At 45.1% G+C, this 11,989-nt stretch carries 12 protein-coding genes and 2 pseudogenes; 12 read left to right on the top strand and 2 right to left on the bottom strand.

Going from position 1 to position 11,989, the window contains the following annotated elements:
* Positions 1 to 151 precede the first annotated feature (151 nt).
* From FGT79_RS28655 to FGT79_RS28645, 3 genes are all read left to right on the top strand, one after another.
* Positions 152 to 2,377, top strand: a complete 2,226-nt coding sequence (locus FGT79_RS28655) for an S-layer homology domain-containing protein (protein ID WP_138756258.1) — start codon at positions 152 to 154, stop codon at positions 2,375 to 2,377.
* A gap of 727 nt (positions 2,378 to 3,104) precedes the next feature.
* Positions 3,105 to 4,061 carry a sigma-70 family RNA polymerase sigma factor gene (locus FGT79_RS28650; RefSeq protein WP_138756257.1) on the top strand — a complete coding sequence of 319 codons (957 nt, stop codon included), beginning with the start codon at positions 3,105 to 3,107 and terminating at the stop codon, positions 4,059 to 4,061.
* Positions 4,062 to 4,137: 76 nt separating this feature from the next.
* Positions 4,138 to 4,563 (top strand): SRPBCC family protein, encoded by a 426-nt coding sequence (locus FGT79_RS28645; RefSeq protein WP_138756256.1) that lies wholly within the window; start codon positions 4,138 to 4,140, stop codon positions 4,561 to 4,563.
* Positions 4,564 to 4,642: 79 nt separating this feature from the next.
* Here FGT79_RS28645 and FGT79_RS28640 read toward each other — a convergent pair whose 3' ends face one another.
* Positions 4,643 to 5,059 carry a VOC family protein gene (locus tag FGT79_RS28640; protein WP_138756255.1) on the bottom strand — a complete coding sequence of 139 codons (417 nt, stop codon included), beginning with the start codon at positions 5,057 to 5,059 and terminating at the stop codon, positions 4,643 to 4,645.
* Between the two features lie 296 nt (positions 5,060 to 5,355).
* On the opposite strand from FGT79_RS28640, the gene FGT79_RS28635 reads away from it, so the two are divergent.
* The 9 genes and pseudogenes from FGT79_RS28635 to FGT79_RS28600 all read left to right on the top strand — a co-directional run bounded on the left by FGT79_RS28635 (position 5,356) and on the right by FGT79_RS28600 (position 9,092).
* Positions 5,356 to 5,739, top strand: coding sequence for a nuclear transport factor 2 family protein (locus FGT79_RS28635; RefSeq protein ID WP_138756254.1), 384 nt, complete (start codon positions 5,356 to 5,358; stop codon positions 5,737 to 5,739).
* Between the two features lie 143 nt (positions 5,740 to 5,882).
* Positions 5,883 to 6,266 (top strand): DUF7674 family protein, encoded by a 384-nt coding sequence (locus FGT79_RS28630; protein ID WP_138756253.1) that lies wholly within the window; start codon positions 5,883 to 5,885, stop codon positions 6,264 to 6,266.
* Between the two features lie 97 nt (positions 6,267 to 6,363).
* Positions 6,364 to 6,684 carry a hypothetical protein gene (locus FGT79_RS28625; RefSeq protein ID WP_138756252.1) on the top strand — a complete coding sequence of 107 codons (321 nt, stop codon included), beginning with the start codon at positions 6,364 to 6,366 and terminating at the stop codon, positions 6,682 to 6,684.
* A 123-nt stretch (positions 6,685 to 6,807) separates the two neighbouring features.
* A pseudogene (locus FGT79_RS28620) lies at positions 6,808 to 7,337 on the top strand (GNAT family N-acetyltransferase).
* Between the two features lie 131 nt (positions 7,338 to 7,468).
* Positions 7,469 to 7,780 (top strand): hypothetical protein, encoded by a 312-nt coding sequence (locus FGT79_RS28615; protein ID WP_138756251.1) that lies wholly within the window; start codon positions 7,469 to 7,471, stop codon positions 7,778 to 7,780.
* A 294-nt stretch (positions 7,781 to 8,074) separates the two neighbouring features.
* Positions 8,075 to 8,200, top strand: coding sequence for an AbrB/MazE/SpoVT family DNA-binding domain-containing protein (locus tag FGT79_RS32125; RefSeq protein ID WP_246096676.1), 126 nt, complete (start codon positions 8,075 to 8,077; stop codon positions 8,198 to 8,200).
* Between the two features lie 151 nt (positions 8,201 to 8,351).
* A complete protein-coding gene (locus FGT79_RS28605; RefSeq protein WP_138756250.1) occupies positions 8,352 to 8,693 on the top strand; it encodes a cadherin-like beta sandwich domain-containing protein in 342 nt (113 codons plus the stop codon).
* A gap of 24 nt (positions 8,694 to 8,717) precedes the next feature.
* A pseudogene (locus FGT79_RS32685) lies at positions 8,718 to 8,828 on the top strand (S-layer homology domain-containing protein); the annotation flags it as partial.
* A complete protein-coding gene (locus tag FGT79_RS28600; protein WP_138756249.1) occupies positions 8,829 to 9,092 on the top strand; it encodes an S-layer homology domain-containing protein in 264 nt (87 codons plus the stop codon).
* Positions 9,093 to 9,197: 105 nt separating this feature from the next.
* On the opposite strand, the gene FGT79_RS28595 is transcribed toward FGT79_RS28600, so the two are convergent.
* Positions 9,198 to 11,837 carry an S-layer homology domain-containing protein gene (locus tag FGT79_RS28595; protein ID WP_138756248.1) on the bottom strand — a complete coding sequence of 880 codons (2,640 nt, stop codon included), beginning with the start codon at positions 11,835 to 11,837 and terminating at the stop codon, positions 9,198 to 9,200.
* Positions 11,838 to 11,989 lie beyond the last annotated feature (152 nt).

The following is an 11,989-nucleotide window of genomic DNA, read 5'->3' as shown; positions in this document are numbered from 1 at the left end:
TTCCGAAGGCACAAACGTCGGACAAGCGTCGGCGAATGATCGCAGCGCTTTGCAGGCAGCGATCAACGCCGCGCAGGCGATCGCCGACGATGCGCTGAATCAAACTCAGGGTCAGTTGGATGAAGCCGTCGCCGCTTTGGAAGCGGCAACGATGTCGTTTGAAGCTGCGATTATTCCGGCAGGCGATGCGACGGATCTAGAAGACTTGTTGGTGGAAGCAATTCAGACGCTTGCGGTCCATTCCGAAGGCACAAACGTCGGACAAGCGTCGGCGAATGATCGCAGCGCTTTGCAGGCAGCGATCAACGCCGCGCAGGGGATTGCCGACGATGCGTTGAATCAAACTCAAGGTCAGTTGGATGAAGCCGTCGCCGCATTGAAAGCGGCAATGGATACGTTCGAAGCCGCTTGGGTGAAGTTAGTGCTGACGACACCGGCCAATGAGTTGTACGGCCCGAACAATATTCTTCTCTTTAAGGTACGCTATGAATACGAAGTAATCGTTGACGGGATGCCAGTTATTCCGCTTATGGTCGGAGTCAGCTCCGATACTCGGACGGTGTACGCCGCATATACGGGAACACGTAACGAGGCATTGACGGAGCTGACCTTCGAATACAAAGTTCCAGCCGGAATTGCGGATTCGGATGGCATCGAAGTTGCCGCAGCACTGGAGCTTCCGAACGGCGCCAGCATCGTACGCGCCTCCGGCGGAGCCGCTTCGCTAACGTACGGAACGCTGGATACGAGCGGAATCTACATCGTGGCGATGCCGCCCTATGTTACGCTGACGGCTGAGCCTGACGGATCGACGCGGCAAGTAATCAAAGCGGCGACAAGCGTGTACGGTGAATCGGCTGGTAATGCACTGACGGTGCTTCGGTGGCTGAAGGGCAATCTCAAAGCGGCTGATTTCTCCGACGGAACAGGCGGAACTGATATTTTGTCTGAGACTCAATTCACTGTCACTGCGAACGGCGATTATACCGTATATGCCCGAGATAAGGCAGGCAATGAAGCGGTGAAGGTGGTTGCCGTCACCGGTATCTCAACACCGTCTTCGTCGGTTGGCGGTAATCGACCGGTATCGAATTCCACCGTGATGATTAATTCGGCTGGTGGGATTACCGCACTTGTTGATTCGTCCGACATCGAACAAGTCAAACGTCCTGATGGCACGGTGATTGAACAGGTCATCCTCTCCGAACGGATGCAGGAACGAGTGCTGGAGCTTCTGAGAGAGGCGAAGGAACCGCTTATCACGATTGAGATAAACGATCGAGAGCATGCCGTGCAGACACGGCTTCCGGCTGCTTGGATCGAGGAGATGGCCAAAAGTTATCTGAATGCGATCATTGAGGTGAAGCTGAATGGATCCAGCTACCAATTGCGAATAAGTGCGCTCGACCTGGCAGGTTTGGCAGAACGTCTCGATGCGGAAGTATCGGATTTGACTGTGAGCATCATTCAGGAGCAGGCCAGCGAGGATATTCGACATGAGATCGAACGGATCGGCGTCTCCCAAGGATTTACCGTATTCGGTGGCGTTATCGATTACAAGGTGACGGTGGAATCGAACGGGCAAACGATGGATGTGCAAGATTTCGGGGGAACGTATATCGTTCGGACGATCAAACTGGACGGGGATGTGGCGAACCGCAATCTGGTTGCCGTTCAGTATGATCCGGCGACCGGAACAGTCGCTTTTGTTCCCGCGCGGCTGGAAACCAGACCGGACGGCTCAACGGAAGCGATTCTGAATGTGCCGCATAACAGCCTCTACACGGTCGTAGACGTGAAGTCCCGAACTTTCGCCGACTTAACCGGACACTGGGCAAAGGCGGATGTGGATCATTTAGCGACCAAGCTGTTGGTGAACGGCGCGACGGCCGACCGTTTCGCGCCCGATGGTACCATTACTCGCGCGGAATTCTTGACCTTGCTCGTTCGAGGGCTGGGGCTCTCCGTGAAGGAGGTCGAAGACAGTTCCCCTTATGCAGATGTCTTTGCATCCGCATGGTATTCTCCAGCGGTCAATGCGGCGGTGGCGAACAGACTGGCGACCGGCATCAGTGCGGACCGTTTTGCGCCCAATGACCCGATCACCAGAGAGCAAATGGCCGTGATTATCGGCAGAGCCTTAATCTTCACCGGCTATGTAACCGATGGAGATGGTCAAACGGACAGTCCGTTGGCTGCGTTCACGGATCGCGACGCCATCTCTTCATGGGCGCAATTGGCTGTAGCCCGTGTAGCGGAAGTCGGAATCATGAAGGGGATGGAAGACGGACGCTTCGCGCCGACGGAATATGCGACGCGGGCGCAGGCGGCGGTCATGCTGAAGAGGCTCCTGCAATACCTGCATAATATCGATTAAGCTCTGTTGCACGTTCACTAACTGGAAACTTTGGTTCAATGATCACTGGGAGTAGTTTGCCATAGGCAGACCACTCCTATTTTTATTAAGTTATTTGACAGGATACATGCAAAACGAAATGGAATATAACAATATTATGCATTAAGATGTCTATAAGGGTATTAATCCATTACTATGGCAACTAACTTCCTCTAATTATACTTACAAACCTGAATCCCATGGAATTGGGGTTCCGTTTTTTTACATTTTTTTGGTTATGCAAAAGTTTGAGTAAAACGGCGGTACACTCCAAGAAAATTTGGCTTTGAAGAACCTGTTACTTTGAAGATAAAATTGAAGAAAGTTCAATGGTAAGCAACAAATGTTTACATTGAACCTTGAATAAGGATGTTGGGGATCTTGACTGGAGGTGATTTTTTTAAAGGCTAAACTAACGGCGAGCAATAACTGAATATTCATAAAGACGAGGCTGCCGGCATAAAGCGGCAGCCTCGTTAAGTTAACGGGTAGGATAGCTCCAACATTTAAGTCCTGGCGTGAGGTATTACGAATTATTTCTAGAGTATAGACAAGGGTTAATTTAGTGGTTATTGACTTATTAGTACGATCGTGCTGAATTTTTATCTATGAGTACTATATCCTGCCTATTGATTCGGATTGAGGCTGTCCGCTTCATTGCATATAATGAAGGTACAACCCTTCGGGGAGATAGTTAAGGGAGGCCGCGATGAACGAGACCGCATTTGACGAATCATTATTTGCAAGCTTGAAGCCGGGCTTAACCTCGTACTGTTACCGAATGCTAGGCTCCATGGACGATGCGGACGATGCCGTTCAGGAGACGAGTATTCGGGTCTGGCAGAGCTGGAGCATGTTCAGACAGGATTCCTCGTTCAAAACGTGGGTCTATCGGATTGCCTCCAACCTGTGCTTGGACAAGCTGAGACAATCCAAACGCCGCGCGCTTCCTGTTGACCTGTTCGACCCGGCCGTCGCCATCGCCGAGCCGCGCGACACGCTGCCGGACGCCGCCTGGATCTGGCCCGCTCCCGACTTTGGGGGCAATCCGGAGGATCTGCTCGTCCGTAGAGATACTCTTCAACTGTGCTTCATCGCTCTCCTGCAGACCTTGCCTCCGCGGCAGCGCGCGGTACTCATTTTGAAGGATGTATTTGAATGGTCCTCCAAGCAGATTGCGGAAACGTTGGCGATATCACCGGCAGCGGTGAACAGCGCCTTGCAAAGAGCCCGAGAGACGATGGACCGGGCGCAGCTTCGCTCGGATGAACTCAGCAGCATGGACGTTCAACCGGAGCAGCAGCTGCTGTCCCGGTATGTGGAGGCCTTCGAGCAATTCGATATTGCTGCGCTCGTCGCGTTGTTCCACGAGGAAGGCTGCATGTCGATGCCGCCCTTCGAGATGTGGATCCGCGGCAAGGAAGATTTGTCCGCCTTCTATTCGCTTACTCGCTGGCATTGCGAAGGTTCGCGATTTGTGCCCATTACGGTCAATGGCGGCTATCCAGCGTTGGCCCAGTATATGCCGGGCAAAGAGGGCTCTGGCCTGGTACCCTGGGGCATCCACGTCATCGAAACCAAAGAAAATCAAATCCTGCACGTTCAAAACTTTATTCATACGCCATTATTTTCGCGATTTGGGCTGCCTGAGCGAATTGACCAATGAATTTCGTCATTGGCTTACGTCTATATCATTGAGAATAACCAAACGACGAATATCATGAGAAAGGTGTCTATTTCAAATGGAAATGAGTCAACCGACGAAAGTAACCGTGCAAGCCGTCATTCAAGCCCCTGTCGAGAAGGTATGGCGCTATTGGACCGAGCCGGATTACATCACGAAGTGGAATCAAGCGTCCAAGGACTGGCATGCGCCGAGAGCCGAAAACGATCTGCGGGTCGGCGGCAAGTTTCTGACGCGGATGGAAGCGAAGGATGGCAGCATGGGCTTTGATTTTGGCGGCGTCTACGATGTCGTGAATCGGCATGAGGCGATCGGCTACACCATGGAAGGCGGAAGAAGAGTGGATATTGCTTTCGTCGATCAAGGGAATGAGACGAAGGTCATTGAAACGTTCGACGCGGAAAGCTCCAATTCCGTCGAGTTCCAGCAAGGAGGCTGGCAAGCGATCGTGGACAATTTCAAAGCCTTTACCGAACAAAACTAATCATCGCGAAGAAGACGCCGGGGAAGATGCCCGGCGTCTTTCTTTTTGAACCCTAGTAGGAGCGTGCTTTAAGTGTACCTTAACCTTGTGCCGTATTCATGTTCATGTAGTTAATGGCCCACAGATGACCGTCCAAGTCCACGAAGCCCCAATGATACATGGATCCATAATCTTCAGGTTCAGCGTGCAATTTCCCGCCCAAGGAGACCGCGGTATTCACGATTTCATCGACCTTTTCCCGGCTCTCGAAGGCCAATGCGATCGTCATCTGCGCATACTTGCTCGTATCGACGGATTCCTTCTCCGTGAGCGTATTAAAGAATGCTTGATTGATCAGCATGACCTGCAGGTTGTCACCGATCACGATGGCTACCGAATTCTCGTTCTCGGGGAATTGCGGGTTGAGCTCGAATCCGAGTCCGGTGAAGAACGCTTTTGATTGTTCCACATTTTTTACAGGCAGGTTGAAGCTCGTGAATGCGGACGTTAATGCCATTTTCAAAAACACCTCTTCGTCAAATTAGTTTGTGTTCATTTATGCCTTCGTTTATATAGACGACAGTCGATCCGGGAATTCATCGGTCTCATAGATTCGGAAGCGTAAATTTTTGAAAAATAACTAAAAAGGAATTCGTCTGAATGTATGACAATTAAAGGGCGGGTATCAAGTGACGATTACGCTATCGGGCAGTTTAGTTTAATAAATTTTTCAGTCGCCTTGTTTCAAATAAAGGAAAAACTATCAGTTATAAAGAATATGGAAAGAGTACAATCTAAGATAGGAGTATGACTATGATTAGTGAAGAAACCCAAGCAATCATCGAAAAGTATGTTGAGGCCTACAATTCATTTGATGTAGAGAGCATAGTGAAACTTTTAGAAAATGATATTTTGTTTAGAAATTTTTCCAATGGTGAAATTAACACAGAGACCAGAGGAATACATGAGTTTAAAGAACTGGCAGAAAAGTCGTCAACGATTTTCGCTAGTCGTTGTCAGACAATTACCGATTACAGTGCTATAGATGACAGAGTAGAAATACGAATTGATTACGAAGCAAAACTAGCTGTTGATTTGCCTAATGGATTAAAGGTTGGAGATACGCTTCAACTAAAAGGGAAGTCAGTATTTGTTATTAAAGAAGGAAAAATAACATTGATTGAAGATTATAGTTAATTAACTTGATGAGACATCGCATTATTAAGCTAACGGAGAACGATAGCACCACGATATGAAGGCAGCCGGCTACGCGATCGGCTGCCTTTGTTCGTTGAAGTAACGGGCAGCATTCAAGACATAAATATAAGGAGCTGGTGGTAATGAATAAAAAAACGGAAGAATTCTTTAGAAGAATGTTGCATTTCTTACCTTCATCTGAGATTGCGTATAAAGAATCAATCGCTACCTACGGTGAGGTGCTAGAAACTGTAATAGTTGAGAGGATCTTCATGCCTGAAATAATTAAACTATTAAGTGAGGAAAAAAATATCAACCTATTAGATAATATTTTTAAATATTTTGAAGAATTATCTAATGACGAAGATGCTCACTTAATGAACCTTTTTTCAGTAACGGTATTAGAAATCCTTGGGAATGACAGATCGATTCTAGGGACTGCACGAAAATACATGGGAACTAAAACGATTCAACTTCAAATAGAAGCTGATAGAGATTTAGGTAGACAAGTCCCTGACTTCAACTAGTACCATATGAAAATTTCAGGAAGGGCTTTTGTTATACTAACGAGAGACGTTAGCATGAAAAAGTAGCTAAACCTAAGGTTTCGAAGGAGCAAGCAGAATGTATGATATTGAAGCAAAAATAACTTTAATAAAAAGCTATGAAAAAGATCTAGGGAAACATAAGCCAGTTTCCTCAGGATACCGTCCTGCACATTTGATTAGAGATGATTACCTAACGACAGGGGAACACCATTATTACGATGATGTAATTCTAATGCCTGGTGAGACTGTGATGGGGACAATTACTTTTATATCCCTAGAGGCATATCCACGTACGCTATGGATTGGTAAAGTAATTAGAATTCAAGAGGCATCAAGAATTGTTGGATATGCAGAAGTAACGCAAATCTTCAATGAATTATTGAGAAAACAGGATTAAGCTATCGGGAGACGATAGTTGTACACCATACATGGATGGCAGGCGCTAATACGGGTTAGTTAAATGCATGATTACTTAGCTTGTATTATGAGAATATAAATTATAATAAATGTGGTGAAATGGATGTCGGAATTGATTAAGTTGGTAGCACCGTCTATTGAATATAAGGATGAGTATGTATCGTTTTTTAAAGAGTGGAAGTCAAGTGGCGAAGATATTACCCCGTGGGTTGTAGAAAAAGATCCTTCTAATTTTGATGAAATGATTGATTTCTTGTACTCGGAAGACACAGGAGATAAGTTAACGAACGAGGGCTTTGTTCCCCATTCTACGTTCTGGCTCATAGTGAAACATTCAAAGATAGTCATTGGTGCAGTGAATATTAGACACCGACTCAATGTGAGGCTTCTGAATTGTGGTGGACACATCGGGTATGGTATACGCCCAGCAGAAAGAAGAAAAGGTTATGCTTCGATCCTTTTAGCATTAACACTCCGGATAACAAAAAAATGGGCTTAAACAAAGTTCTATTAGTATGTGATGAAGGCAATGTAGCATCAGAAAAGACCATCATCAAAAATGGAGGTCAGTTTGAATCGGAGTACGAAGAGGATAATGGGAACATTGTAAAACGATTCTGGATTCTGCTATAGCCCTTTAACGTGGGGGCTTTAAGCTAACGAAGAACGATAGTTGAATAACACACATGAATGAGCAGGTGTCGCGATGTGCTCATAATTTGAGTAGAAGCTTTCTGAAATACTCTGAAAGAGTTAATAAAATCATGCAGACAGTGGGAAAGGTGAAAATATATTTTCTGACTATTGATGAAGGCGGTCAGAGTATTATTCCAGTTAGTAACTTCTCAACACCCATCATCTTTGAAGAAGATAGGGATTTAATAAACGGCTTATGGAGTGCAGTCATTGAATTTCACAATTCTCCAAATATTCAAAGAGAGTCGACTGCAGACTTGTATTTGCTTTTCCATGAAAAAGAAGAAGCATCAAATCATTTAATCAAACCTGGAATGAAATTTGAATTAATAACAAATAGAGTGATAGCCAAAGGGATAATTGAATCATTAAAAAAGTAAAGGCCGTAGAGCGATGGGGGGCGACGCAAGAGCTAATACGTAATTTGAAAATAGCAACTGTTATTCAACTATTAGGTAACGTTAGTTCAGCGAACTATGAAGCAATCCTGTATTCCCAGCATGTAGGGGTATTTGAGTCTTTAAGAAAAGGCTGTTGTATTGAGATTGTACTGAGAAAAAAATCTGTATATAAAGGGAGGCGATGCCCCTAAAGAGGAGAATAACGATGAATGGTGTGTCAAGGTGACAAAGGATAAATTGAATGTGGTTCGATATACTCGTAATATAGGCCGAATGGGAAACAGTCTTGGAGTAAGCTTGCCAAAAAGTTTGGCTGAAAAGTTGAATGTCTCTCAAGGCGATGAGATTAAATTTGTGGAAAATGATCGCGGTGAAGTTATCTTGAAAAAGGTTCGGTAAAATCAACTCCCCGATAATGTACGGCCAGAGGTTCTTGAAGCGTTTTTTGACGTATTTGAAGAAGATGAAGGTATTCTTGAAGACTTAAGGGACCGATGAAATAATTATATTCCTAACTAATTCGGCTGTGGAAGTCACGCGATCAGTTCTTGTGAATGCTAGAAGCGGTAGTCAGGGCAGTAATTCGTCTAGTGTATATCCTTTAGGAAATGCGGATCTCAAACAGCTTAGGGCAATGGTTGGCGGAAATGAACTGGGGTTAACCCCTGCATTTACTGCAGGAACGACAAGTTATAGGGTCGAAACATCAGCAGCCCAGGTCGAAATTCAGGCAATTCAAGCAGATATAAATGCAGCCGTAACCCTGCTTGAGGAAACATACACCGGAGCAAGAACAGTATCTCTTGCCGAAGGGGACAATATATTTAAGATTACCATAAAAGCGAAAAACGGCATGATTAAGATCTACGGCCTAATTATTCACCGTAATTAAACGGAGAGTCCGGCATGTACGTTTATTGATGTCAAAGATCATTGGGCAGAGACTCAAATTTGTGAAGCGGCAGGGAAGGGTATTGTAGAAGGTAATTCTGCGACAATTTTCCGTCCGGAAGGGCTGGTTACGCGGGTGGAATTAGCAGTTATGCTGCTGCGTATTCCAGGTGTCTCTCCAGAACAGGGGGAAGCAGTCAAGCTTTCCTTTACTGATAATGATAAGATCCCTGTTAGGGCAAAAGATACGGTAAGCAATGCGGTGAAGAGCCGCATACTGGAAGGGGACCCTGACGGTACACTGCGGCCACAGCAGACGGTCAGCCGTGCGGAAATGGCTGCCTCGACTCACCCTTCTTACACTAATGGAGAAGAGATCTCGAAGAGCAAATTAGTTTAATACTCCATGAAAAGGTAAGTATTTAAGAGAAAAGACTGGAGAAACGTACGGTAGACATGAAGAAGGCTGGTCCGCTTGCTGCGGCCAGCCTTCTTCATGTTTGTATTACTCAATAAAAGGATTCCAGGTGTGGAGAGGGGTTAAGCCATCAGCTAAATGCTCTTCATTAAAGGCAATTGGAGTGGCATGGTAACCGATTAGATTGAAGTTTTCGTCGTATAAATAAATAAAGTAGAAAACATCTCTTACTTCATTTGGAGATGTTGGTGAATTGGATTGTGAATAGTAGTAGGTTGTTAAACCTTGTTCTTCTTCATTGAATACAATGTGATTAGGCCCATAAATAAATCCCGATGAATTGAAATGAAATGGAGTCGTACCCATTTTGAGCATATCATTGACCGGTGCTAAAGGGTAATTATTTATTTGATATGGAATTGTTTCAGCATAATAGCTAAAGTATTTGGCTTCTGGGTATACTTGTTTAAGCTTTTGTGGATTAAGATAAGCTTTAAATGCATGGCTTAATGGTGTTGTAAGCCATGGTTCTTCATTAAATACATCGATGAGATGTTGCTTGGTTAGCGCTTCTACACGAACGCCGATGTCTTCCACTACTCTTGTAACGGGTCTTAGATCGTACTGGTACGATCCGCTTTCCAGCAACAACTGGTCCCTAATGACTTTTACATTAAAGGTCCCTGTTAACTGCGGGAAGTCTTCTACTAGAAGCGAGCATGAATCAGATACCGAACACGTTTGAAATGGTTGTTCTGCCCCGACATGATAGAGTTCTATGATATCCGAAAAGAGCAGTTTTTTACCATTTACCATTGAGAGATTATATCTAAGGTCAGATTTATGGCCATATTCATTGTAATCGAAGCTGCTCGTTCGCTCGATTCTGGAAGCTTCTTGAATGCTTCTTGGGTAATGAATATAAATGGTATAGAATTTTGTGCGGATTTCATCACCACTAAGTACAGAAATATTAATGCTGAGATCCTCATGTGGAGCAATATCAACAAAGAAGGTACTATTAATATCAGTAAGAGGTTTAGTTTCGAACGAATTATCTATTCGGTTTTCAATAGAATAACTAACTTTCTCATAGGCCGATTTCGTTACTGTGATAGGAACTTGAATAGATGACGCCACTAGGTTGTTAATAATGCTATAGGAATATACATCAGACTTGAACCCAGAATCGGTCTCGTAATAGTTATTGTTGAGTTGGTTGAGGGTATAGCCTTCGATTTCAATGTTTACCAAACTAGAATCTTTACATTCCAACGGTGCGTTTTCTTGAGCGCAAACGTTGCTCTCACCGCCATTATTGCCTCCATCGGAGCCACCGCTGTTTCCTCCATCGGAGCCACCGCCGCCAGTTGACCCGCCGCTGCTTGGGGGCGTAGTAATGGACCCTGCAGCTTCGCCAACAACCTGATTAGGCTGAGTCTCAAAGCTGGAACCTGAACCGCCGTTATTAACAGTGGCTTTTATAACCTTGCCTTGTCCGATTAATTTAGTTACCGTATCAAGGATGAGCTGCTGCACGCTTGCTTCTTTGCCCAGATTAACTTCATTGTTAGCAGCATTTGTGCCAAAGGTTAACTGCTGAACAGAACCGCTTGGAATGCTCACTTTAATGCTAGCTGCTAGCACGCTTACATTTTCAAATAGACCTGTCAGTTGTACCTGCGAGCCTGTTGGCAAAGTACTGGATAATTCTACATTACCGAATCCGCTATCGGTGACAAATGACTCTTCCAGCTTCACTGGTGATTGGATCAAAACATATTGAATCGTAGTGGAACCGGCAACAACGACCCGTACCGTTCCATCGTTCTTGTTGACGATAATACGGAGAAGCACAGAGTCTTCAAAATGAATGGAATTGGCGCCGCCGCCCTGAATGGCAGTATTACCTTTAACCGTTATTTTTTTGAAGAATGCATCCCCTTCACCAACGCTTGAAGCAATCGTCAGGTCACCTTCAATAATAAGATTGCGAAGCGTAACCCCAGCTGAGGCTACGATAACATTTCCTTTAATCGTTTCTGTTCCGCTCTCGGGACCATAAACTCCTGGTTTATCATAAACAGCTGCAGGCTTCACAGCAGCTAGAGCATTCACCAGCAGCGTAACTGCTTGTGCTCTTGTCAGCTTATCCTTAGGGCCGAAATTTCCGTTTGCGTAGCCGCTAATAATGCTCTCTGTCACTAGCGCAGATACAGCTGGTTTGCTCCAAGCTGCTATTATAGAAGCATCTTTAAACTGCTGGGCGCCAGCATCTCCGGCAAGCTCTAGTTTAAGCAGGTTTGCAATCATAGACGATGCTTCCTCGCGGGAAATCGGCTGATTCGGACGGATGGTTCCATCCTCGTAACCTTTGACATATTCAGCTTTAACGGCTGTTGCTACTTGATCGAATGCCCAATTCGTGCTCGGCAAATCTTTGAAAGCAATAGCAGCCTTTTCCTTTAAGTCGAATGCCCGGTTCGTTAAGGCAATTAGTTCAGCTCGGGTGATGGCTTTGTTAGGCTGGTAAGAGCCGTCGTTATAGCCTTGTAAAAGGCCTTCTTCGACCCATTTGCGAAGATTCGTTTCAGCCCAGTGACCTTTTAGGTCATCCGTTATCGGTGTGGGTGCTTCTGCCGCCCCAACGCTGCTTATTATCGATAGTGACATGGCGAGTATTACCAATAGACTTATAGATTTTCTCATCTTTTTTAATAATGGCAAAAAAATTCTCCTCTACTGATTAGAATGAAAATAAATACATTTCGATCATAAATCCGTCAAAAAAAGAGTCGTATTCTTCATAAAATAGTCATATAGACAGGTTTATTAATAGAATATGGCGAAAATGCACTACATCAGTATACCCAGATTCC

This window comes from Paenibacillus sinopodophylli, assembly GCF_005930355.1.
In the GTDB taxonomy this organism is placed as follows: domain Bacteria; phylum Bacillota; class Bacilli; order Paenibacillales; family Paenibacillaceae; genus Pristimantibacillus; species Pristimantibacillus sinopodophylli.
Note: the sequence above shows the minus strand (reverse complement) of the source record. Positions and strands in the feature narration are given on the sequence as shown.